The organism is Micrococcus luteus NCTC 2665, assembly GCF_000023205.1.
Lineage (GTDB): Bacteria > Actinomycetota > Actinomycetes > Actinomycetales > Micrococcaceae > Micrococcus > Micrococcus luteus.
In genome coordinates this window covers 2,306,832-2,329,447 of the sequence record NC_012803.1, presented here as the reverse complement: position 1 = coordinate 2,329,447, position 22,616 = coordinate 2,306,832, and the positions used below count along the sequence as shown (strand labels likewise).

The 22,616-nt window shown below is 72.6% G+C and carries 23 protein-coding genes; 19 read left to right on the top strand and 4 right to left on the bottom strand.

Annotated features, from left to right (window positions below; translation table 11 throughout):
- Positions 1-267 precede the first annotated feature (267 nt).
- Positions 268-858, top strand: a complete 591-nt coding sequence (locus MLUT_RS22320) for a hypothetical protein (protein ID WP_012751118.1) — start codon at positions 268-270, stop codon at positions 856-858.
- A 16-nt stretch (positions 859-874) separates the two neighbouring features.
- Here the strand turns inward: MLUT_RS22320 and rlmC are convergent, their stop codons facing one another.
- Both rlmC and MLUT_RS22310 read right to left on the bottom strand, forming a co-directional pair.
- Positions 875-2,086 carry a 23S rRNA (uracil(747)-C(5))-methyltransferase RlmC gene (rlmC, locus tag MLUT_RS22315; protein WP_010079943.1) on the bottom strand — a complete coding sequence of 404 codons (1,212 nt, stop codon included), beginning with the start codon at positions 2,084-2,086 and terminating at the stop codon, positions 875-877.
- 10 nt (positions 2,087-2,096) lie between these two features.
- Complete coding sequence (locus MLUT_RS22310) at positions 2,097-2,705, bottom strand: HEAT repeat domain-containing protein (RefSeq protein ID WP_010079944.1); 609 nt, start codon at positions 2,703-2,705, stop codon at positions 2,097-2,099.
- A 120-nt stretch (positions 2,706-2,825) separates the two neighbouring features.
- Between MLUT_RS22310 and MLUT_RS22305 the strand changes: the two genes are divergently transcribed.
- The 7 genes from MLUT_RS22305 to MLUT_RS24340 all read left to right on the top strand — a co-directional run bounded on the left by MLUT_RS22305 (position 2,826) and on the right by MLUT_RS24340 (position 8,908).
- A complete protein-coding gene (locus MLUT_RS22305; protein ID WP_010079945.1) occupies positions 2,826-3,800 on the top strand; it encodes an acyl-CoA thioesterase in 975 nt (324 codons plus the stop codon).
- 24 nt (positions 3,801-3,824) lie between these two features.
- The gene (locus tag MLUT_RS22300) at positions 3,825-5,093 is read left to right on the top strand and encodes a phospholipase D-like domain-containing protein (RefSeq protein ID WP_010079946.1); all 1,269 of its coding nucleotides are present in this window, start codon (positions 3,825-3,827) and stop codon (positions 5,091-5,093) included.
- Positions 5,094-5,400: 307 nt separating this feature from the next.
- The gene (locus tag MLUT_RS22295; RefSeq protein WP_010079947.1) at positions 5,401-6,813 is read left to right on the top strand and encodes an MBL fold metallo-hydrolase; all 1,413 of its coding nucleotides are present in this window, start codon (positions 5,401-5,403) and stop codon (positions 6,811-6,813) included.
- A 49-nt stretch (positions 6,814-6,862) separates the two neighbouring features.
- Positions 6,863-7,456 (top strand): rhodanese-like domain-containing protein, encoded by a 594-nt coding sequence (locus MLUT_RS22290; protein ID WP_010079948.1) that lies wholly within the window; start codon positions 6,863-6,865, stop codon positions 7,454-7,456.
- A gap of 2 nt (positions 7,457-7,458) precedes the next feature.
- Positions 7,459-8,229 carry a sulfite exporter TauE/SafE family protein gene (locus MLUT_RS22285; protein WP_010079949.1) on the top strand — a complete coding sequence of 257 codons (771 nt, stop codon included), beginning with the start codon at positions 7,459-7,461 and terminating at the stop codon, positions 8,227-8,229.
- Between the two features lie 171 nt (positions 8,230-8,400).
- Positions 8,401-8,676 carry a metal-sensitive transcriptional regulator gene (locus MLUT_RS22280; RefSeq protein ID WP_010079950.1) on the top strand — a complete coding sequence of 92 codons (276 nt, stop codon included), beginning with the start codon at positions 8,401-8,403 and terminating at the stop codon, positions 8,674-8,676.
- 37 nt (positions 8,677-8,713) lie between these two features.
- On the top strand, positions 8,714-8,908 hold the full coding sequence (locus MLUT_RS24340; RefSeq protein ID WP_080555888.1) for a DUF8730 family Cys-rich protein: 195 nt from the start codon (positions 8,714-8,716) through the stop codon (positions 8,906-8,908).
- 95 nt (positions 8,909-9,003) lie between these two features.
- On the opposite strand, the gene MLUT_RS24140 is transcribed toward MLUT_RS24340, so the two are convergent.
- Complete coding sequence (locus tag MLUT_RS24140; protein WP_010079951.1) at positions 9,004-9,135, bottom strand: hypothetical protein; 132 nt, start codon at positions 9,133-9,135, stop codon at positions 9,004-9,006.
- Between the two features lie 167 nt (positions 9,136-9,302).
- Here MLUT_RS24140 and MLUT_RS22275 point away from each other — a divergent pair, with 167 nt between their 5' ends.
- The 9 genes from MLUT_RS22275 (at position 9,303) to MLUT_RS22240 (ending at position 19,679) form a co-directional block, all read left to right on the top strand.
- Positions 9,303-11,060, top strand: a complete 1,758-nt coding sequence (locus MLUT_RS22275) for an ABC transporter ATP-binding protein (RefSeq protein WP_010079952.1) — start codon at positions 9,303-9,305, stop codon at positions 11,058-11,060.
- The gene (locus MLUT_RS22270) at positions 11,057-13,132 is read left to right on the top strand and encodes an ABC transporter ATP-binding protein (RefSeq protein ID WP_010079953.1); all 2,076 of its coding nucleotides are present in this window, start codon (positions 11,057-11,059) and stop codon (positions 13,130-13,132) included. Before MLUT_RS22275 ends, MLUT_RS22270 begins: the two co-directional genes overlap by 4 nt.
- A 130-nt stretch (positions 13,133-13,262) precedes the next feature.
- Positions 13,263-13,589 (top strand): hypothetical protein, encoded by a 327-nt coding sequence (locus MLUT_RS23855; RefSeq protein WP_141117271.1) that lies wholly within the window; start codon positions 13,263-13,265, stop codon positions 13,587-13,589.
- 167 nt (positions 13,590-13,756) lie between these two features.
- The gene (locus MLUT_RS22265; RefSeq protein WP_230594463.1) at positions 13,757-14,362 is read left to right on the top strand and encodes a hypothetical protein; all 606 of its coding nucleotides are present in this window, start codon (positions 13,757-13,759) and stop codon (positions 14,360-14,362) included.
- On the top strand, positions 14,359-15,414 hold the full coding sequence (locus MLUT_RS22260; RefSeq protein WP_010079955.1) for a hypothetical protein: 1,056 nt from the start codon (positions 14,359-14,361) through the stop codon (positions 15,412-15,414). Before MLUT_RS22265 ends, MLUT_RS22260 begins: the two co-directional genes overlap by 4 nt.
- Positions 15,411-16,055 carry an ABC transporter ATP-binding protein gene (locus MLUT_RS22255; protein ID WP_010079956.1) on the top strand — a complete coding sequence of 215 codons (645 nt, stop codon included), beginning with the start codon at positions 15,411-15,413 and terminating at the stop codon, positions 16,053-16,055. Before MLUT_RS22260 ends, MLUT_RS22255 begins: the two co-directional genes overlap by 4 nt.
- Before the next feature lie 16 nt (positions 16,056-16,071).
- Positions 16,072-17,166 carry a permease gene (locus MLUT_RS22250; protein WP_010079957.1) on the top strand — a complete coding sequence of 365 codons (1,095 nt, stop codon included), beginning with the start codon at positions 16,072-16,074 and terminating at the stop codon, positions 17,164-17,166.
- A 310-nt stretch (positions 17,167-17,476) separates the two neighbouring features.
- Positions 17,477-18,103 carry a hypothetical protein gene (locus MLUT_RS22245; RefSeq protein WP_010079958.1) on the top strand — a complete coding sequence of 209 codons (627 nt, stop codon included), beginning with the start codon at positions 17,477-17,479 and terminating at the stop codon, positions 18,101-18,103.
- Between the two features lie 58 nt (positions 18,104-18,161).
- Positions 18,162-19,679 (top strand): SulP family inorganic anion transporter, encoded by a 1,518-nt coding sequence (locus MLUT_RS22240; RefSeq protein ID WP_010079959.1) that lies wholly within the window; start codon positions 18,162-18,164, stop codon positions 19,677-19,679.
- Between the two features lie 10 nt (positions 19,680-19,689).
- Here MLUT_RS22240 and MLUT_RS22235 read toward each other — a convergent pair whose 3' ends face one another.
- Positions 19,690-20,103, bottom strand: coding sequence for a VOC family protein (locus MLUT_RS22235; RefSeq protein ID WP_010079960.1), 414 nt, complete (start codon positions 20,101-20,103; stop codon positions 19,690-19,692).
- 143 nt (positions 20,104-20,246) lie between these two features.
- On the opposite strand from MLUT_RS22235, the gene MLUT_RS22230 reads away from it, so the two are divergent.
- Complete coding sequence (locus MLUT_RS22230) at positions 20,247-21,200, top strand: CPBP family intramembrane glutamic endopeptidase (protein WP_012751117.1); 954 nt, start codon at positions 20,247-20,249, stop codon at positions 21,198-21,200.
- 1 nt (position 21,201) lies between these two features.
- Positions 21,202-22,614, top strand: a complete 1,413-nt coding sequence (locus MLUT_RS22225) for an MATE family efflux transporter (protein WP_010079962.1) — start codon at positions 21,202-21,204, stop codon at positions 22,612-22,614.
- Positions 22,615-22,616 lie beyond the last annotated feature (2 nt).

The window sequence follows — 22,616 nt, the reverse complement described above, 5'->3', positions numbered from 1 at the left end:
GGGAAGTGGGGCCGCACGGGGAGTGCCGCGGCGATGTTCACCGCAGCGAGCGCGCAGTCGTTCCGGTCGACCGCACCGCAGCGACATCACAGCGGTTCTCAGCTGCGGTGATGTCGCTGCGGCGCGGTGGGTTCCGGGAATAGGGTCGTGCCGACGGGGCGGACGTGTGCCCCCGCGCGCCGGAAGCGTGGCCCGGGAACGAGCAGGACACACTCGGCGGAGATGGCCGGGGGGCGGAGGGCTCATGAACTGGATGAGGAGCAAGTGATGGATGCGAAGCCGACGCGGTTGCGGAAGAAGGCGACGCGGGAGGAGATCCTGGCGAGTCTGCCGGTGCAGGCGCGGGTGCGTCCGGCGCGGTGGCTGTTCCTGTGGCTGATCGTCGTGGTGTGCATCGCGGTGTTCGTGTGGGTGATCTTCCGGCCGCCGGAGGATGTCTCGGCCGGGTTCGGGGTGTGGCGTGTGGCGTCGTTCATCGGGTTGGCGCTGGCGTTGGCGGTGCTTCCCTCCGCGACGATGGGTCTGTTCCGGCCTCGGCATGTCACGTTCGATGAGCGACGGGTGTGGACGCGGGACTGGTCCGTGGACTGGGCGGACGTGAAGGAAGTCCGTGCTGTGGCGCCAGAGTCGGAGCACACGATGAAGGTGGCGCTCAAGGTGGACGAGCGGCTGTGGAACGAGGGTGGTCTGCGCAAGGCCAACCGGTGGGACTCGAGACGGCCGTTGCAGGGTGGCGGGTTGACCCGTGCGCAACCGCTCGTGCTCACGCAACCCGCGCTCGCGCCGTCGGCTCTGACGCTGCTGCAGGTCTTCGTCGAGTTGAAGAAGCGGAACCGTCGGGCGGGGAACCCGCGGTGACGCGCCCCGGCTTCCGTCACCGCCGGGTCAGCAGCGTGAGCACCTCCGCGTGCCGGGTCTGCGGGAACATGTCGAACACCTGCACCCGCGCCACCCGATAGCTCGGCATCCGGGCCAGGTCCTGCGCGAGCGTCGCCGGGTTGCAGCTGGAGTACAGGACGGTGGGCACGCCCGAGTCCTCCAGCGCGTCGGCCAGTTCGGCGCCGATGCCCCGCCGCGGCGGATTCACGACGACGGCGTCCGGGCGGGCCCGCCGTTTCTCGAACGAAAGCGCCTCCGGAGCCCGCCGTTTCCCGAACGAAAGCGCGGAGGTGGCGTCGCCGGCGGAGAAGCGCGCCCGGTCGGCCAGGCCGAGCTCCGCGGCCGTCTCCCGGGCCGCGGCCACCGCCTCGGCGGAGGACTCCATGCCCCACACGTCCCGCACGCCGGCCCGGGCCAGGTGGAACGCGAACCCGCCCACCCCGCAGTACAGGTCCCACGCCGTCGCCGGCAGGCCGGCCTCGGCGACCCACGCCGCCGCCGTCGCGTACAGCCCCTCGGTCACCGCGGTGTTCGTCTGGAAGAACCCCTGCGGGCGCAGCCGCAGGCCCACCCCGTTGAGCCGCATGGTCAGCGTCGGCCCGCCGGCGAGCACGATCTCCTTGTCGCCCTCGGGCAGGGCCACGTGCTCCGGCAGCAGGTTCGCGCTCACCACGGCCGCGGGTGTCCCGCGCGCCGCGAGGTCGTCCAGCAGCCCCGGCACCGCCGCGCGCAGCGCGTCCAGCCGGTCGGCTGAGCGCAGCACGAACCGGACCATCGCCTCCCGGTCGGGGGAGAGCGTCACGATCACGTTCTTCAGCTCGCCCGTGCGGGCGGCGACGTCGTAGGGCTCCAGCCCGGCCGCCGTCACCGCCGCCGCGCACGCCTCGAACACGCCCTCCATGCCGGCCTCGTACAGGCCGCAGTCGCGCAGGTCCACGCCGGCGCCGTCGTGATGGCGGGGGTGCTGCCGCGGGTCCAGGATGCCCAGCCGCGGCGCCGCCGCCGACCCCGTCACCACGAGCTTCGCCTTGTTCCGGAACCCCGCCTCCGCGGAGGCGAACGGCTCGGCCACGACCGTGTCCGCATCGACCGCGTCCGCCAGCGCGGCCTGGACCGCGGCCTGCTTGTCCGCGAGCTGCCGGGCGTACGGCACGCCCATCAGCGGGCAGGAACGGCACTCGCCGACGTCGAAGTGGGGGCACTGCACGGGCGTCGCCTCAGCCCTCGAGGCTGACCCGCAGGCCGGGCCGGTCCAGGCGGATCGCGAGCTGCTCGAGGGCCAGCTCGGCGGCCGCGGCCAGGTCCGCGTCCACGTCCATCACCATGCCGGTGAGCACGGGCAGGGCGGACTCGAGGTCCTCGGGGCGGGCGAGGGCGCCCAGCGCGGACGCGGCCGACGCGCGGACCTCCGGGTCCGGGTCGGCACAGCCGGCCCGCACCGCGTCCACGAGGGCGCGGTCGACGGCGGCGTCGCGGCGCAGCGAACCGGCCCGGGAGGCGAGCACGAGGTGGGCCGCCGAGCGGACGTCCGCCTCGGGGGCGGTGAGCGCCCCGGTCAGGGCGGGCAGCGCGCTGCGGTGCCACGCGTGCATCAGGGCCAGGGCGCCGGTCGCGGCGGGGCTGAGGTCGCCGTCGTCGCCGGTGAGGGCGCGGGCGGCGCCCGAGGTGACGTCATCCGGGGTGGCCGCGCCGGTCATCAGGCGCACCGCCAGCCCGGCGACGGCGGCCTCCCCGCGCTCGGCGACGGCGGCCTCGGTGCGGTGGCGCAGGCGGTCGTGCGGGGTCTGGGGCTCCGCGGGCAGGGGGAGACGGTCGAAGGCGGTCATGGGTCCATTGTCCCCCGTGCGCGGACCCGCCTGGGGCGCGGCCGGGAGGTTCCCCGCAGACTCCTGGACGGGGCGTGACCGGCCGCACAGGGCCCGGAGTCGGGTGATACGTTCGACGGCATGAGACCCCCCGGAGCCCTCGCCCTCGAATTCCGGGCGGACAGCTTCGATCATCCCACCGGCCTGGTGGACGCCGGCACCGTCATCTCCTGGATCGAGAAGGCCGGCTACGCCGTCGCGGCGAGCTGGGCCGGGACGTTCGTGCGTGCCCGCTACGTGGGGCACACCCAGTTCCGGCACCCCGTGCCGGTGGACCGCCGTGCTGTGGTGCAGGCGCGCGTGGTCCACACGGACGGCGCCGAGGTGCACGTCCAGACCCGCCTGCTGCTGCCGGAGATCCGCGACGACGACGGCGACCCCGTGGTCGCCACCTCGTCCCTCGTGGTCTACGCCGCGGAGGAGGGCGGGGTGCCCGTGACCGTGCCGGTCTGGGAGCCCTCGACCCCCGGCCAGATCGAGCGCGACGAACAGGCCCGCCGCTCCACCGTGGCCCGCCGCGCCGTCGAGCGCGGCATGGCCCGACTGCCGTTCCCCGCGCCCGGGGAGGCCCCCGAGGAGATGAGCACCCTCGCGTTCCTGGCCCCCAACGCGGAGGCCACCGTGGGCGGCACCATCAACGCGGGCGCGATCCTGCGCTGGGTGGACGAGGCGGCCGCCGTCTTCGCCGCCCGCTGGACCGGACATGAATCCGTGGTCGCGGTGTTCGGCGGCGGTGTGCGCTTCGTGCGGAACATCCACGTAGGCGACCTCGTGCGCGTGGAGGCCCTCCTGGTGAACACCACGGAGCGGTCCATGCATGTGGCGCTGCGCGTCTACGCGAGCCGACGCACCGGGGCGGAGTCCCGCCTGGTGGCGCACTCGATCGCCGTCATGGTGGACGTCTCCGCGGAGGACCAGGCCCAGCGGGTGCGGCAGTACGTCCCCGAGAGCGAGAGCGCCCGGAGGCTGCAGGAGACGGCGATCGAACTCGTGCGCATGCGCTCCGAGGTGAGCGCGGCCTGGACCGAGACGCGCCGCTCGACCTATCCGCGCTGACGGGGCCCTGAGTAGACTGAGCGAATGCGTCGACCGTCCCTGCCGTCCCTGCCCCGCCTGCCGGTCCGTCGTCTCCTCCGGGGAGCGGCCGTGGCCGCGGGCGTCGGTCTCGTGGGACTGCCGCTGACGGTCGCCGCCGGGCTCACCGGCGTGGATATGGTCAAGCGCCGCGGCCGAGTGCGCCGACCCGCGCCGAACCCCGGCGTGTTCGACGCCCACGTGGAGGGCTCCGAGCTGCGCATCTTCACCTCGGGTGAGGACCTCTACAAGGAGATGATCGCCGCGATCGACGGAGCGCAGCGGATCATCAAGTTCGAGACCTACATCTGGAAGAGCGACCCCACGGGCCAGCGGTTCATGGACGCCTTCAACCGGGCGGCCGCGCGCGGCGTGGAGGTCTACGTCTCCTATGACGGGTTCGGGAACCTCGTGGTCCCGCCCCGCTTCTACCGTCAGCTGGACCCGCGCATCCACGTGTTCCGGCTGCCGGCCTTCGCCCGCCCGATCTGGCGAGGCGTGGTCCGACACAGCGGGTTCAACCACTCGAAGATCATGGTGGTGGACGACGAGGTCAGCTTCGCAGGCGGCTTCAACATCGGCGACGACTACGCCCGCTTGTGGCGGGACACTCACGTGCGCGAGCGCGGCCCGGCGGCGTGGGGGCTGGACCGGTCGATCTCCATCAAGTGGAACGCGCACCACCGTGCGGGCGAGCAGATGTCCTGGCGCCCCCCGGACACGTGGGACCCGCGCATCACCGTGGCCGCGAACCAGCCGCCGCTGCTGGTCTACCCGATCCGGCTGAGCTACCTCGACGCCATCCAGCGGGCGCAGCACCGCATCCTCATCAACACGCCGTACTTCATCCCGGACCAGCAGGTCCTCGAGGCGCTGCTGCACGCGGCCCGGCGGGGGGTGGACGTGCAGGTGATGGTGCCGGAGGACTCCAACCACATCGTGGCGGACTGGGCCTCGCGCGGCTTCTTCGGGAAGATGCTCGAGGCCGGCATCACGATCCTGCTGTACAGGGCCAGCATGATCCACGCGAAGACCGCCACCGTGGACGGCATCTGGTCCACCGTGGGCTCGGCCAACGTCGACCGCCTCTCCCTGGGCTTCAACTACGAGTCCAACGTGGTGGTCGTGGACCGCGACTTCGCCGCCCGGATGGAGGAGATCTTCGCCCTCGACGCCCAGCGGGCCGTCCGGATCGACACCCCGCGCTGGAAGGACCGTCACCGCCTCGCCCGCGTGGTCGAGGTCCTCCTGGTCCCGCTGCGTCCCCTGCTCTGAGGGGCCCGGGCGCTGAGCCAGACGTTTCTGCGGTTCTGACGCCCGATCCGCAGCAGAAACGTCTGGCTCACGCCCCCCGCCGCGTGAGCCAGACGTTTCTGCAGTTCTGACGCCCGATCCGCAGCGGAATCATCTGGCTCACGCCCCCTGGCGACGTCTCCCGATCGTGCCATCCCTTCCCGTCGCCGCCCGGGCCCCACCCTCTCTCTTGCATACCCCTGGGGGTATAGTTTACGCTCGTTCTCGATATACCCCATGGGGTATCGAATGGACGTCGAGACCCCTGCCCCCGACCCGGAGGAGAACCATGCTGCTCGAGCGCATCTACGACGAGGACCTCGCCCAGGCCAGCTATCTCATCGGCTGCCAGGCGAACAACGAGGCGATGGTGGTGGACCCTCGCCGCGACATCCAGGTGTACCTGGACCTCGCCGCCCAGCGCGGCATGACCATCACGCACGTCACCGAGACCCACATCCACGCGGACTACCTCTCCGGCACCCGCGAGCTGGCCCACGCCACCGGCGCCCGGATCCACCTGTCCGGCGAGGGCGGCGAGGACTGGGCCTACGGCTTCGAGGGTGACCTGCTCACGGACGGGGACATCATGGAGCTCGGCAACATCACCGTCGAGGCCGTGCACACCCCGGGTCACACCCCCGAGCACCTGTCCTTCCTGGTCACCGACGGCGCCTTCGCCGACGCCCCGGGCTACATGCTCACCGGCGACTTCGTGTTCTCCGGCGACCTTGGCCGCCCGGACCTGCTGGACGAGGCCGCCGGCGGCGTCGACACCCGCTTCGAGGGCGCGAAGCAGCTCTTCGCGTCCCTCAAGGCCAAGTTCCTGACCCTCCCGGACCACGTGCAGGTGTTCCCGGCCCACGGCGCCGGCTCCGCCTGCGGCAAGGCACTCGGCGCGTTGCCCTCCACCACGGTCGGCTACGAGCGCGAGTACGCCTGGTGGTCCGACTACCTGAAGAACGACGACGAGCAGGGCTTCATCGACGAACTGCTCGACGGCCAGCCCGACGCCCACGCCTACTTCGCCCGCATGAAGCGCCAGAACAAGCAGGGGCCAGCCATCCTGGGCGAGCTGCCCGAGCTCGAGGAGCTGGACGCCGGGGGCGTGCAGGCGAAGCTCGCCGACGGCGCCGTGTTCGTGGACACCCGCGCCGTGGACGAGATCCTCGCCGGCACCGTGCCGGGCGCGCTGGCCTTCCCGTCCCGGGGCAAGGTCGCCACCCACGCCGGCTGGGCCTACGACCCGGAGAGCGACGACGCTGCCCTCGTCCTGCTCGCCGAGGACCGCGAGGACGCGCACACGATGCGCGACCACATGATCCGCGTGGGCGTCGACGCCGCCGCCGCGTTCACCACCTCCGTGGACGGCCTCACGCTGGAGCCGGTGCCGACCGTGCAGGCCGACGAGCTGCAGTCCCGCATCGAGGCCGGCGAGGTCGGCGCGGAGCAGGACACCGTGCTGGTGGACGTGCGCAACAAGACCGAGTTCTCCCACGGAACCGTGGCGGACGCCCGGCAGCTGAACGCCGGCAAGGTGCTCTTCCACCAGGAGGAGCTGCCGAAGGACAAGACCTTGGTGACCTTCTGCCAGTCCGGCCTGCGCAACATCGTGGCCGCCCAGGCGCTGCGCCGCGCCGGGTTCGACGTGGTCGAGCTCGACGGCTCCTATCTCGGCTGGCTCGGCCTCGACCGTGCCTGAGTCCGCCCCGCCCGACCGCCCGACCCCCCACTCACCCGAGGAGACCCCCATGACCCAGGCGACCCTGGCCCCGCTCAGCCCCGAAGTGCTGCGCGAACGCACCGAGTCCGGCGCCGCCGTCGTGATCGACGTGCGCACCCCCGCCGAGTTCGCCGTGGAGCACATCGCCGGCTCGTACAACGTCCCCCTGGACACGCTCAAGGAGCACACCGGCGACGTCGCCGCCCGCCTGCCCGGCGACGTCGTGCTGGTCTGCGCCTCCGGCATGCGCGCCACCGACGCCCGGGAGCGCCTGGCCGCGGCCGGCTTCACGCAGGCCGACGTGCTCGCCGGCGGGGTCAGCTCCTACGCGAAGGCCGGCGGGGATGTGGTGCGCCGGGCTGGTGGCTGGGCCATGGAGCGCCAGGTCCGCATGACAGCGGGCTCGCTCGTGCTCGTCGGTGCGCTCGCGGCCCAGGTCGGCTCGCGCCGCCTCGCGCTGCTGTCGGCGGGGGTGGGCGGTGGACTGGTGTTCTCCGCCCTGTCGAACACGTGCGCCATGGGGTCGGTCCTGGATCGCATGCCGTGGAACCGCAGGGGCCGGGAGCGGCCGGCGGCCGAGGTGCTGCGCGGCATCCCGTCCCGCGACGCACGGCGGGCATAGGCATGGGCTGGCTCGCGCTCCTCCTGGCCGCCGCGGTCGGGCTGCTGCTCGGCCTGCTGGGCGGCGGCGGGTCCATCCTCATGGTGCCGCTGCTGACCTATGTGGCCTGGCTCGATCCGCAGGAGGCGATCGCGGGCTCCCTGTTCGCCGTCGGGGTCACTTCGCTCGTCGCGGTGGCCCTGCACGCTCGCGCCGGCAACGTCCGCTGGCGCACCGGCGGGCTGTTCGCGGCCGGCGGCGTGGTGGGGGCGGTGCTGGGCGGCCTGCTCGGCTCGGCGTTGCCCGGGCCGGTGCTCATGGGGGGCTTCGCCGTGATGATGCTGCTCACCGCCCGCGGCATGATCCGCGGCCGCACGGGGGACGACGACGGCGGCCCCACCGGCGACGACGCCCCACGCCTCCGCGTGGGTCGGCTGCTGGTGGTGGGTCTCGGCGTCGGGCTGGTGACCGGCCTGGTGGGCGCCGGGGGAGGGTTCCTGATCGTCCCCGCGCTCGTGCTGCTGGCCGGGCTGCCGATGGCGGCGGCCATGGGCACCTCGCTGCTGGTGATCACCGTGCAGACGCTGGCCGGGTTCGTGGGCAAGCTGCCCGCGGTCGAGCCGGACTGGCCGTTCCTGCTCGCACTGACCGGGGTGTCCGTGGCGGGCGCGCTGGCGGGCGTGGCGCTCATGCAGCGCGTGCCCGCGGCGACACTGCGCCAGGCCTTCGGCTGGTTCGTCCTCGTCATGGGCGTGGCAGTCCTGACCGTCGAGGGGGCGTCCCTGCTCGCCTGACCCCCGCCCCACCCCGCCGCTTTCGTTGACGAAACGGCGCCTCCCGGAGCGTTTTCGTTCGAGAAACGGCGCACTCCGTGACCCCGCGTGACCGCCCGCCGCCGTCGCCCACACCCCCGGGGGTATTCTGGCGCCCCGTCCGCTCCGCCCCTGCCACCGAAAGGACCCGCCGTGCGCACCGCCGATGCCGACACCCAGCGCAAGATCCTCAACCGCCTCAAGCGCGCCCGCGGGCAGCTCGACGCCGTGATCCGCGAGGTCGAGGGGGAGGGCTCGTGCCGCGACGTCGTCACCCAGCTCTCGGCCGTCTCCACGGCTCTCGACCGGGCCGGCTTCGCGATCGTCTCTGCGGCCATGCAGTACTGCCTCGCCGACCCCGAGAAGGCGGAGGACGAGGAGAAGCTCACCGTCGCCGACCTCGAGAAGCTCTTCCTGACCCTGGCCTGACCGGCCACCCCGAAGCCCCCCACCGAAAGAACCCCTCATGTGCCGTCCTGCGCGCTGCCGCGTCTGCCGCAGGGCCACCTGGGCCGGATGCGGCTGGCACGTCGAGTCCGTCAAGGCCGCCGTCCCGGCAGGGCAGTGGTGCGATGGCCGTCACTCCGACGCCGAGCGCGAGGCAGCCCGCGCGGGCCGTGCCGGGGCCGCAGGGTTCTTCGCGAGGCTCTTCGGGCGCTGAGCCAGACGTTCCGGGGGCGTGAGCCGGATGTTCATGCTGTTCTGAGGGACCCTCAGCAGCGGAAACATCTGGCTCACGCCCCCGTCTGGCGTCGCTCAGTCCTCGTGCGGGTCCGCCAGCAGGTGGTTCGGCAGCCGGTTGTCCGGGGTGCGCCCGGGGCGTCCGACGACGACGCGCGGCGCCGGGTTCACCGTCGAGGGGCCCGAGATGAGCACGATCCCGCCCACCCGCTGAGGGGGCGGTGCCCCACAACGGCCGGGCGCCGTCACATCGACGACCGATGCTCCCCGGGCCTCCCCGCCCGCGGCTGGGGCACAATGAACCCGGCCCCCCTTCGGCCCATCGCACTGCGGCCCACGCGGTCGCGCACCCATCCCGACTCCCTGGGAGCCCCATGCTCTGGACCCTGCTCCGCCGTTACGGCCGGCGCTATCGCGGCGCCGTCGCGGCCGTCGTCGTGCTGCAGCTGATCAGCACGCTGGCCATGCTGTACCTGCCCAGACTCAACGCCCGCATCATCGATGAGGGCGTGGCCCGCGGCGACACCGCCCGCATCTGGGACATCGGCCTCGTGATGCTCGGCGTCGCGCTGGTGCAGGTGGTCGCCGCGATCGCCGCCGTGTGGTTCGGCGCGAAAGTCTCGATGGGCGTCGGCCGGGACCTGCGCCGTGCCGTCTACACCCGCGTGGACGCGTTCTCCGCGGAGGAGCTCGGCCGCTTCGGCGCCGCGACCCTCATCACGCGCGGCACCAACGACGTCAACCAGGTCCAGATGCTCACCCTCATGGCCCTGAACTTCATGGTGGCCGTGCCGATCATGGCGGTCGGCGGCATCATCATGGCCATCCGCGAGGACCCTGGCCTGTCCTGGCTGGTGTGGGTCTCCGTGCCGGTGCTGCTGGTGATCGTGGCGTGGATCGTCGCGCGTCTCATGCCGCTGTTCCAGCGGATGCAGGACAACATCGACGACGTCAACGGCGTGATGCGCGAGCAGATCCAGGGCATCCGCGTGGTCCGCGCGTTCGTGCGCGAACGCCACGAGACGCGCCGGTTCACGGACGCCAACGCCGCCCTGACGGAGACGTCCGTGCGGATCGGCCGGCTGTTCGTGCTGCTCGGCCCGGTCATCACGATGATCCTCCACCTCGCCACCGCCGCCGTCCTGTGGTTCGGCGGCGAGCGCGTGGACGCGGGGCTCGTGCAGGTCGGCGCGCTCACCGCGTTCATGCAGTACCTGCTGCAGATCCTCATGGCGGTCATGATGGGCACCTTCATGATGATGATGCTCCCGCGCGCCGTGATCTCCGCCCGCCGCATCGGCGAGGTCCTGGACACCGTCCCCACGCTCGGTGAGCCGGTCCGCCCGGTGACCCCCGCGCGTCGCGACGGCGCCGTGGAGCTGCGCCACGTCACCTTCCAGTACCCCGGCGCCGAGGCGCCGGTGCTCGACGACGTCAGCTTCGCCGTCGCACCCGGCACCACGACGGCGATCATTGGCTCGACCGGCTCCGGCAAGTCCACGCTGATCAGCCTGCTGCCGCGGCTGTACGACGCGACGTCCGGCGAGGTGCTCGTGGACGGCGTGCCGGTGACCGACCTGGCCCGGGCCGAGCTGACCGAGGCCGTGGCCCTCGTGCCGCAGAAGCCGTACCTGTTCTCGGGCACCGTGCGGGAGAACATGCAGTTCGGGGCCCCGGATGCCTCGGACGAGCGCATCTGGGCGGCCCTCGAGACGGCCCAGGCCGCCGACTTCGTGCGCGCCCGCACCACCGGCAAGGGAGAGGCGGCGGCTTCCGGTCTGGACTCGCGGCTGTCCCAGGGCGGCACGGACGTCTCCGGCGGCCAGCGCCAGCGCCTGTCCATCGCGCGTGCCCTCGTGGCCGAGCCGCGGGTCCTCGTGTTCGACGACTCGTTCTCCGCCCTGGACGTCACCACCGACGCGCGGCTGCGGGCGGCGCTCGACCGTGCGGCGGCCGGGGTGACCCGGATCGTCGTCGCCCAGCGGGTGGCCACCATCACCGACGCCGACCAGATCATCGTGCTGGACGAGGGCCGCGTGGTCGGCCGCGGCACCCACGCCGAGCTGCTGGCGGACAACCAGACCTACCGGGAGATCGTGGACTCCCAGCTGACCGCGGAGGACGTGGCATGAGCGAGCACCTGACGGACGAGGAGATCCTCGAGATCCAGGAGCAGGGCGCCACCGACGACTGGGGCGGCGGGCCGGCCCGCAAGGCCAAGGCGTTCTGGCCGTCCGCGAAGCGGCTCATGAGCCTGTTCCGCACGGAGAAGCTGGGCCTGGTGGTGGTCGCGCTGATGGTGCTGGTCGCCGTCGTGCTCAACGTGTGGGCCCCGCACGTCCTGGGCCGGGCGATGGACGTGATCTTCGGCGGCGTGGTCTCCGCGCAGATGCCCGGCGGGCTGAGCCGCGAGCAGGTCATCGACGGGCTGCGCGCCCAGGGCGAGGACCGGGCCGCGGAGATGCTCTCCGGCATGGCGTTCACGCCGGGTGAGGGGATCGACTTCACCGAGCTGGGCCGGCTGATTCTGATCGTGCTGGCCATGTACCTCGTGGCCCAGCTGTTCATGTGGCTGCAGGGCCGCGTGCTCAATGACATCGTCATGCGCATCGTCTTCCGCCTCCGCGAGGAGATCGAGGCCAAGATCAACCGGCTGCCGCTGAGTTACTTCGACCGCGGGCAGCGCGGCGACCTGCTCTCCCGCGCCACCAATGACGTGGACAACGTCCAGCAGGCCCTCCAGCAGGCGTTCGCCTCGCTCGTGTACTCGGTGCTGACCGTGATCGGCATCGTCGGCATGATGTTCTGGCTGTCCTGGCAGCTCGCGCTCATCGCCCTGGTCGCCCTGCCGGTGGCCGGTGTGGTGGTGGGCGTGATCGGCAAGAAGTCCCAGGCGCTCTTCTCCGCGCAGTGGCGGGAGACGGGCCGGCTCAACGGGCACATCGAGGAGTCGTTCACGGGGCACGAGCTGGTGACCGTGTTCGGCCGTCAGCGGGACATGGCCGCGCGCTTCGACGAGCGCAACGAGGAGCTGTACGAGGCCGCGTTCAAGGCGCAGTTCTACTCGGGGATGATCATGCCGATCATGCAGTGGGTGAACTGGCTGGGCTACGTGGGCATCGCGGTGGTCGGCGGCCTGCGCGTGGCCAACGGGCAGATGACCCTCGGCGCCGTGACCGCGTTCATCCAGTACTCGCGCGAGTTCAACCAGCCGCTTGGGCAGATCGCCGGCATGTCCAACATGCTGATCTCCGGCGTGGCGTCGGCCGAGCGCATCTTCGAGCTCCTCGACGAGCCGGAGGAGACCCCTGACGGCACCCCCGCCCGCACTTTCGTTCGGAAAACGGCGCCCTCCGAGAGCACTGTCGTCCGGGAAACGGCGCCCTCCGCCGCCTCCGGGCCCGACGTCGTCGCCCACCTCCCGCGCCCGCTGCGCGGTCGCGTGGAGTTCGAGCATGTGCGCTTCTCCTACACGCCGGAGAAGCCGCTCATCACGGACCTGAACTTCGTGGCGGAGCCGGGGCAGACGGTCGCGATCGTCGGGCCGACCGGTGCCGGCAAGACCACCCTGGTCAACCTGATCATGCGGTTCTACGAGGTGGACGGCGGGCGGATCCTGCTGGACGGCGTGGACACCCGCACGGTCAGCCGCGGCGAGCTGCGCGCCGCCACCGGCATGGTGCTCCAGGACGCCGTGCTCTTCGGCGGGACCATCCGGGAGAACATCCGCTACGGCCGGCAGGACGCCACGGACGAGGAGGTCGTCGCCGCGGCGAAGGCCACGTTCGTGGACCGCTTCGTGCACACCCTGCCCGAGGGCTACGACACCGTCATCGAGCACGACGCCTCCAACGTGTCCGCGGGCGAGCGACAGCTCATCACGATCGCCCGCGCGTTCCTGGCCCAGCCCTCCCTGTTGATCCTGGACGAGGCCACCTCCTCCGTGGACACCCGCACCGAGGTGCTGGTCCAGGGCGCCATGGCGGCGCTGCGCTCGGACCGCACGAGCTTCGTGATCGCCCACCGGCTCAGCACCATCCGCGACGCCGACGTGATCCTCGTGATGGAGCACGGCGACATCGTGGAGCAGGGCAACCACGCCGAGCTCCTCGCGGCCAGGGGCGCCTACCACCGGCTCTACATGAGCCAGTTCCAGGGCGGGGAGGACGACGACGGCGCGGCCTCACGAGACGACGCCCGGTGATGGCTGCAGCAAGCGCAAAGGGAATCGGGACGGCCTGAGGAGGCCAGGAAGAATCCCTTGCCGTGGGAGGCCTTAGCGCCTAGTGTGTGACGCGGCTCATATTTGAGCTTGAATCCTGAGGAGGATCGTCATGGGTATGAAGCAGCGGGTTACAAAGGTCGGGGCCGGTATCGCCGTCGCGGGATTGTTGGCCGTTTCTGGGGCAGTGCCGGCACAGGCATTGACGGACTCCGGGCGACAGGACTGCAGTGCCGGAGGTGGATATGTCGGCGTCCGTGGCGAGCAGCAGCGGTACGGGGATTACCTCACGGTGTCGGTTGGGGGAGTGTCGAGTACCAAAGCCAACTACTACGTGAGGTACTGGGAGCCTGGTCTCCGAGGCACCCAGACCTGGAAGGCCGATTCGGTCTCATTGCTTCTTTCGGGTAGCAATGGCTACTGCTACTACCCCTACTGATATTTTCTCTGCGAGCGCTGGGGTGTCTTGTGCCTGAGGGGCGAATGACAAGCGGTTTCGCTGGTGCCATGGTCGGACTCGTCGGGGCCCTCTTGTTGGCGGGGTGTGCTTCCGGCGCGGACGCAGGAGCGTCGGCGCACGCGGAGACAGGCAGTACCCCCTCAAAGGTGTGGGATGCCGCCACATGGAAACCGACCGAGGTCATCGAACCCGTTCTGGCGACGGAGCCGGAGAAGGAAGCGGCCTATCGAGAACAGATGGACCGCCTGGCAGAGAGCGGGGGAACTCCCGAGATCCTTCAGGTCCAGCGGAAGGACTGGTCCACGACTCCCCTGGAATCAGATCAGAAGGTCGCCTCGTGCATGAGGGCAGACGGATTCCCCGTCGAGGTCTCGCCGACGGGCGGTCTCCGATACTCCACGCCGCCGGCTGCGCAGGCTCGCGCCTGGGCGCTGGCGATGAACACCTGCATCGCCCAGCACCCAGTCGACCCGAGCTATACCCAGGATTGGAGCGAACCGCAGCTTCGCCTTGTCTATGACTACTGGGACCAGTACCTCATCCCCTGTCTCGAAGCGCAGGGGTTCACTGTGGACACCAGCACACGGCCGTCCAAGGAGTCCTTCGTGACGGCCTTCTTCACACCAGGCCGCCATGACTGGTGGCCCTTGCAGGCGACCATGAGAGGCGTGCCCGAGGAGCGCCAGACGCAGGTCGTCCAGACCTGCCCGGAGCTGCCCCCGCAGGACGTCTTCTGGGGCACCTCCGGATGACCCGGCCGCTCCGCTGGGCCACGCTGGCCGGGGTGCTCCTGATCGTGGCCGTCCTGGCCTTCTGGGCCGGCCGGGCCACGCTCACCCCTCCGGCCCAGGCCGAGCAGCGTCCGTCCGAGGACGCTCTCGTCACCGTCGCCGAGCAGGAGCTCGGCCGCGTCATCACCCTCGGCGTCTCCGTGACGCGCGAGCAGGCGCCCGCCGCCGTGAACGCGCTGTCCGGCGTCGTCACCCGGGCCGGGGAGTCCGGTGAGGTGGCCGCCGGGGACGTGCTGTACGCCGTCGCGCAGCAGCCCGTGATCACCGTGCAGGGCGAGCTGCCCCAGTGGCGGGCGCTCGGCGAGGGCGCCACCGGCAGCGATGTCGCCGCGTTCCAGCGCATGCTCGCCGCCACGGGGGCGAAGGTGGAGGTCACCGGCACCTGGGACGAGGCCACCGCTGTCGCCTGGAACGGCTGGCTCACCGAGCGCGACTACCCGGCCGCGGACACCGTGGAGCTGGGCCAGCTCGTGGTGCTGGAATCACTCCCCGCCGCGCTCAGCGTGGACGCGAAGGCCACGGCCGTCGGCGGCGCGCTCGCGGGAGGCGAGACCATCGTCGCCCGCCCCGGCGACGAGCCCACGTTCGCCATCGAGGTCAACCAGGACCAGGCCGCCATGATCCCGGCCGGCACCGCGGTGACCGTGCCCCACGGCGAGCACGAGTGGGAAGCCGTGGCCGGCGAGTCCACCGCGGACGACCAAGGGCTGATCCGCATCCCCCTGACCGCCCCCGACGGCGGCGCGGTGTGCGGCGCGGACTGCGACTCCCTGCCCGCCGAGGCCTCCACCTCCCTGCTCTCGAAGGTCAACGTGGTCCCGCCCGTCACCGGGCCCGTGGTCCCCGTGTCCGCGCTGCGCACCCAGCCTGACGGCGCCGCGAGGGTCACCGTGGTTCGCGACGGCGTCCCGGAGGAGCGCACCGTCACCGTCCGCGGCTCCGCGGACGGACTGGCCGTGGTGGACGGCGTGGACGCCGGGGAGACCGTGCGCGTGCTGAACGGCGCCCCGTGAACGCGGAGCTCTCCGTGGCGGACCTGCGCTTCGCGTACACGCGCGGCGCGGAGGAGCTGTTCGACGGCCTGACCCACCGCTTCACCCCTGGCGCCGTCACCGCGCTCACCGGCCCGTCCGGGCGCGGCAAGTCCACGCTGCTGTACGTGCTGGGGCTTATGCTCACGCCCTCGGCGGGCGTGGTGCGCCTGGGCGACGTCGACGCCTCCGCCCTCCCGGACCGGCGCCGGGCGCGGCTGCGGGCCACGTCCGTGGGGTTCGTGTTCCAGGACGCCGAGCTGGACCCGTCCCGGCCCATCCTGGACTCGGTGGTGGAGCCCGGCCTCTACGCCGGCCTGTCCCGTCGCGAGCTCGAAGGCCGGGCCAGGATCCTGCTGGAGCGGTTCGGCCTCGGGCACCGGGCCGAGCACCGGCCGGGCCAGGTCTCAGGCGGGCAGGCCCAGCGCGTGGCGGTCTGCCGGGCACTCGTGAACACCCCTGCGGTGGTGCTGGCCGACGAGCCCACGGGCAACCTCGACCCGGACAACGCCTCCCTCGTGCTCGACGCGCTGGCCGAGGCCGCGGGGGAGGGGCGCACCGTGGTGGTGGCCACGCACGACCCGGCCGTCGTCGCCCGTGCGGACGAGGTGGTGCGACTGTGAACCCGGAGGCCCGCCCGTGAACCTGAGGACCCTGCTGCGCGAGGCCCTCACCGCCGCCCGCACCGCGCCCGTGCCCTCCGCCCTCGTGCTGTTGGTGGTGGCCGCCATGTGCTTCGCGGCCGTCGCCACGGTGGGCCGTCAGGCGGCCACGGAGGCCGCCGTCGCCGCGGAGCTCTCCGGGCCCGCGGCGCGCGTGCTCACCGTGACGGACTCGGGTGGCACCGGCTTCCTCACCGGCGCCACCGTCGCCACCCTCGCCGGTCTCGACTCCGCCGAGGCCGCCCTGGCCCGCGACATGCCCGTGGACACGGTGAACGCCGCGATCGGTGCGGGCGGGACTCGCGTGGCGGTGACCCACGTGGTGGGCACCGTCGACCGCGGCGTCGAGCTCACGCGCGGCCGCCTGCCGGGCCCCGGGGAGGTGGTGGTGCCCGAGGCGAAGCTGGCCGAGCTGGGCCTGGCCCAGCCCTCCGGAGCGCTCGAGTCCGGAGACGGACGCCAGTGGGCCGTGGTGGGCGCGTTCGAGGCGCTCACCCCGTTCGAGGACCTCGCGGACTACGCGATTGCCGTGCCCGCCGCGCCGGCCTCCCTCGTGGTCCAGCAGGTCCGTGTCCTGGCCCCGGACACCGCCGGCACCCGCGCCATGCAGGACTCGGCCCTGGCCGTGATCGACCCCGACCCTCGCTCCTCGCAGGTGCAGACCGCGCGGGCGCTGGCCGCCGGGAACGCGACGATCACCGGGGAGCTGGCCGGACTCGGCCGGTCCCTGCTGCTGCTCATCCTCGGGGCGGGCGCCTTCTTCGTGGCGATCGTGGTGCTCGCCGACGTGCTCATCCGTCGCCGCGACCTCGGCCGCCGCCGCACCCTGGGCATCGGCCGCGCGGACCTCGTGCTGCTCGTGGCGGTCCGCACCGCCGCGCCGGCGGTGCTCGGGGCGGTGGTGGGCGCGGGGACGGGCTACGCCGTCGTCGTGGGGCAGGGCGGGGCGCTGGGGCTGGACTTCGTGGCGGGGGTGGCCGTGCTCGCCGCGCTGACCGCCGTGGTGGCGAGCCTGCTCCCGGCGGCCTTCGCGGCGTTCCGCGACCCCGTGCGGGTGATGCGCACGGCGTGACGGGTGCGCGCGGGGGTGGCCCGTTGCCTGCGGGGGTGGGTGCCGGCGCGGGTGCTCCCTGGCGATGCCGCCCGAGTCGCCTCTCGGGGTTCCGTGGGCAGGGCAACCGGTTCCGTGGGCGGGTCAGCCGGTTCCGTGGGCAGAAGAGTGACTCCTTCCGCCCACGGAACCTGAATCGCCGCCGGTTCTGCCCACGGAACCCTGCCCACGAAGCCCTGCCCACGAAGCCCTGCCCACGGGACGCGGGGATTCTGGAACACTGGGACGCACGCCTCATGCGGCCGGACCGCGGCGGGCGGAGAGGAGGGCCATGACGCGCACCAGCACGTACGGGTTCCGGGAGGGGACGCTGGACACCGTCCGGCGCAGCATGCGGACCGTCGCGGTGCATCGCGACGACGGCGAGCTCGTCGGCCGGGTGGTCCGTGGGGAGCTGGCGGGCTGCGAACGCACCGGCACGTTCCGCTGGGAGTCGATCGGCGGTGCCGCCACCACGGTGGGGATCCGCCGGGCCACGTGGCGCAGCGCGGTGGGCCGCCTGCTGCGCCCGACCTATGCCGTGACGCATCGACCGGACGTCACGGCACCGGCCGAGGGGGAGCCACCGGCGCCCGTGCATGACGAGCTCAAGGAGATCTGGGGCGAGAACGTGCTCTACTTCGCCGTCGACGGGACGGTCCAGGGGCGTCGCGTGGTGGCCCGCGCGGACTGGGACGGCTCCGTGGAGGTGCGGGCACAGGGGGAGGACGGCGGCCGGCCACGGCGGGTCGCCCGGTTCCACTCGGGTGGGATGTTCTCCCTGACCCGCGTCGAGGTGGATCACGAGGCCGCCGGCACCACACGGGACGGTGCGCTGTTCGGCGTGCTCATGCTGCTGCCGTTCGTGGCGCGCCTCCATCGGGAGGAGTCCTCGCTGATCGAGGAGCTGCTCGGCTGAGTGCACGCTCCGCGTCGTCCGCGCCTGCCGCGTCCGGGGCCGCCGCTACCCTCGACGCATGCCCTCCTCCGCCTCCGTGGCCGCGCCCGACCGCGCGCCCACGCCCCTGGAACGCCAGTCCGTCCTGCGCACGCTCCGCACCCCGCGCTGGCTGCGCACCGAGGTCCTCGCGGGCCTCGTGGTGGCGCTGGCGCTCATCCCGGAGGCCATCGCGTTCTCGATCATCGCGGGCGTGGATCCGCGCGTCGGGCTGTTCGCGTCCTTCACCATGGCCGTCACCACCGCGATCGTGGGCGGCCGCCCCGCCATGATCTCCGCGGCCACGGGGGCGGTGGCGCTGGTCGTCGCGCCGCTGTCCCACGAGCACGGGGTGGGGCACCTGCTCGCCGCGATCATCCTCGGCGGCGTCATCCAGATCCTGCTCGGCGTGTTCGGGGTGGCCCGGCTCATGCGGTTCGTCCCGCGCTCGGTGATGGTGGGGTTCGTCAACGCCCTGGCCATCCTCGTGTTCACCTCGCAGCTGCCCGAGCTGATCGGCGTCCCGTGGCTCGTGTACCCGCTCACGGCGTTGGCCCTGGCGATCGTGGTGCTGTTGCCGCGGCTCACCACTGCGGTGCCTGCGACGCTCGTGGCCGTCGTCGTGGTCACCGCCCTGGTGATGGCCGCCGGCCTGGCCGTGCCGCGCGTGGGGGACCGGGGCGCGCTGCCGGATGCGCTGCCCGTGCTCGGCCCGCCGGACGTCCCGCTGACGTGGGAGACCCTCCGGTTGATCCTGCCGTTCAGCGTCGGCATCGCGTTCGTGGGGTTGCTCGAGTCCCTGCTCACCGCGAAGCTCGTGGACGACATCACCGACACCCGCTCGGACAAGACGCGCGAGTCCTGGGGGCAGGGGGTCGCGAACGTGGTCTCGGGGTTGTTCGGCGGCATGGGCGGCTGCGCGGTGGTGGGGCAGACCATGATGAACGTCAAGGCGAACGGCGCCCGCACCCGGATCTCCACGTTCCTCGCGGGCGTGTTCCTGCTGGTGCTCGTGGTGGCCTTCGGCGGCTTCGTGGCGCAGATCCCCATGGCCGCGCTCGTGGGCGTGATGATGTTCGTGGCCGCCGCGACCTTCGACTGGCACTCGGTGCGCCCCGCCACCCTGCGCGCGATGCCGCGCTCGGAGACCGCCGTCATGGCCGTGACCGTGGCGGCCACGGTGCTCACTCACAACCTCGCGATCGGCGTGGGTGTGGGTGTGCTCACTGCGCTGGTGCTCTTCGCCCAGCGCGTCTCGCGTCTGGTCACGGTGGCCCGCGAGGTCCACGACGACGGCGGCGCCGTCACGTATCGCGTGCACGGCGCCCTGTTCTTCGCGTCATCGAACGACCTCTACTCGCAGTTCGAGTACGCCCTCGATCCGCCGTGCGTCGTGATCGACATGGGTGCCGCGCACGTGTGGGACGCCTCCACTGTGGCCGCGCTCGACTCGGTGCTGACCAAGTACGCCCAGCACGGGATCCACGCCGAGGTGACGGGGCTGAACGAGGCCTCCGCGGCGATGCACGCGCGCCTCACCGGGCGGCTCGGCACCTGAGCCGGCGGGCTCAGGCGGTGATGAACTCCCACTGGTGCCCGTCCGGGTCGACGATCTCGCGGGAGTGCATGCCGGAGTCGGCCATCTCCTCGCGCAGGTCCTCGGGCAGGGGCACCTCGGCGGCGCCGAGCTCGATCGCCCGGTCCGCCAGGGCGTCCACCGCCGCGGCGTCGCCGACGGTCAGCGCCATGAGGGCGGAGTTGGTGGTGAGGCAGTCGGCGATCTCACGGTTGCCGATGAAGTCGGTGTAGTAGCCGGGGCTGAGGTACATCGCGTACGTCGACTCGGTGAGCTCGATGCACACCGAGTGCTCGTCCGAGTAGTCGTCCATTGCGGTGGCGCCCAGGGTCGTCCAGAACTCACGGATCCGCTCGGTGTCCGTCGTCGGGAGGTTGATGAACACCGGCTGGGAGAACAAGGCCATGGGGAGCACCGTAGACGAGGCGTTCGGTCCGCCGCCACCGCGCGCGTGTCGCGGGCGCGCGGGCGTGGCGTGGGCCACGGAGCCGCTCCCGACGACGGCGCCCGCGGCCTGGCGCGTCCGCCCCCGTTGGTAGCGTGGCCGCCATGAGCGTTCCTCCCTCTGGCCCGCCGGCCGGTCCGCCCGCCGGCTGGCCGCCGTCGGGCCGGCCGTCCGCCCGCCGCGCCGCCGTCGCCCCGAGCCTGCACGGGCACCCCGGCGCCCCCGGTGGCGTCCCCGCCGGCTGGCCCGGCCGCCGGCCCGCGGCCCGCCCCGCGCCGGACTGGACCCCGGGTCGGTTCCACTGGGGCGACGCCGTCGTGGTGCTCGTGTACGTGGCGCTCATGGTGCTCGGGCTGGGGCTGTGGCTGGCGGTGTCGCTCGGCCTGGTCCCCGGTGACCTCGAGGCGTTCGACCTGGTCCGCGACGGGTTCACGGTGAACATCGTCAGCTACGCGATCCTCGTGGTGCTCGTGCTGGCCGTGGCCTGGCGCCCGCTCGTGACGTCGCTGCGGGTGTTCCGCACGGGCACGTGGTGGAAGCTGTTGCTGCTGCCCGCCACGTGGCTGGCGTGCATCGTCGTGAACGTGATCGTGCTGAGCCTCATCGGGGAGGCGCAGACCAGCGCCAACCAGGCCGCGCTCGAGGAGATGACCACGCAGGCCCCGCCCGTGCTCATGATCCTCATGACCGTGGTGGCCGCCCCGCTCGTGGAGGAGTACCTGTTCCGCCACCTGCTGATCGGCAAGCTCTCCCGCTGGATCAACGTGTGGGTGTGCGCCGTGGTCTCCGTGCTCGCGTTCACACTCCTGCACTTCCTCGGCACCGGCGGCGACTTCCGGCTCGTGGAGACCGTCCCGTACCTGACCCTCGCGGTGGCGATCACGGTGTCCTACATCCTGATGGGCCGCTCGTTCGGGTACGCGGTGCTGCTGCACATGGTGAACAACGGCATCGCCATCGCGATGCTCTACCTCGTGGCCCCCCTGCTGCCGGACACGCTGCCCGAGCCCACGGCCCCGACCACGGCGCTGGCCCCGCTGCTGGCCCTGCTGGGCTGACATGGCGGGACCCTCCGGCTCGACGGCGGCGCCCGCCCCGCAGGACGCGCGCGCCCTCACGCGGCGCATCCTCGCGCTCGCGGTCCCCGCGTTCGGCGCGCTCATCGCGGAGCCGCTGTTCCTGCTGGCCGACACCGCGATCATCGGGCACCTGGGCACGGCCCAGCTGGCCGGCGTCGGGATCGGCACCACCATCCTGCACACGCTCACCGGCCTCATGATCTTCCTGGCCTACGCCACCACCCCGGCGGTGGCCCGGCTGATCGGGGCGGGGAACCCGGCCGCCGCGATGGACCGCGGCCGCGACGGGATCTGGCTGGGCCTGCTGCTCGGCGCGGTGCTGGCCGTCCTCGGCTGGCTCGCGGCCCCCGCGCTGACGGCGGCCCTCGGCGCGACGGGCGAGGTGCAGGCCCACGCCGTCGCCTACCTGCGCTGGTCCATGCCGGGGCTGCCGGCCCTGCTGGCCGTGCTCGCGGCCACCGGGGTGCTCCGCGGCCTCCAGGACACCGTGACGCCGCTCGTGGTGGCGGGTGTGGGCTTCGGCGCGAACATCGGGCTGAACGTGGCCCTGGTGTACGGGCTGGGCTGGGGCGTGGCCGGCTCGGCCGTCGGCACGTCCGTGGTGCAGTGGGCGATGCTCGTGACGTACCTGTTCGTGCTGGCCCCGCGCTTCCGCCGCTCGGGCACGGCGTGGGCGCCCCGCGCGTCGGGCATGCGGGCCACGGCCCAGGTGGGCTCGTGGCTGCTGCTACGCACCGCGAGCCTGCGCGCGGCCATCCTCATCACCGTCATGGCCGCCGCCGGCGCGGGCGACCTCACCCTCGCCGCGCACCAGCTCGTCTTCACGCTGTTCTCCACGCTGGCGTTCGCCCTCGACGCCCTCGCGATCGCCGCGCAGGCCCTGATCGGCGCCGAGCTCGGGGCCGCCCGACCGGACGCCGCCCGTCGCCTCACCCGGACGATGGTGCGCTGGGGGCTGGGCTTCGGCGTCGTGACCGGGGCCGTGCTGGCCCTGGCGGCACCGGTGCTGCCGGGGCTGTTCACCACGGACCCGACCGTGCAGGCCGCCGCCACCGTGGGCCTGTGGGTGCTGGCCGCCGGGCAGCCGGTGGCCGGCTACGTGTTCGTGCTGGACGGCGTGCTGATCGGCGCCGGCGACGCCCGCTACCTCGCCCTCGCCGGCCTCGTGAACCTCGTGGTCTACGCGCCGGCGCTCTGGGTGCTCGCGCAGCTCGCCACGGGCGGGTTCGGCTGGACCGCGGCCTGGCCCGGACCGCACGCCGCCGTGCCCGACGCCGGCGTGCAGCTGGGCCTGCTCTGGCTCGGCTTCGCAGGGGTCTACATGGGGATGCGGGCGCTCACCCTCGGGTGGCGGGCCCGGCGCGACGACTGGATGCGGCTCGGCGTCGTGTGAGC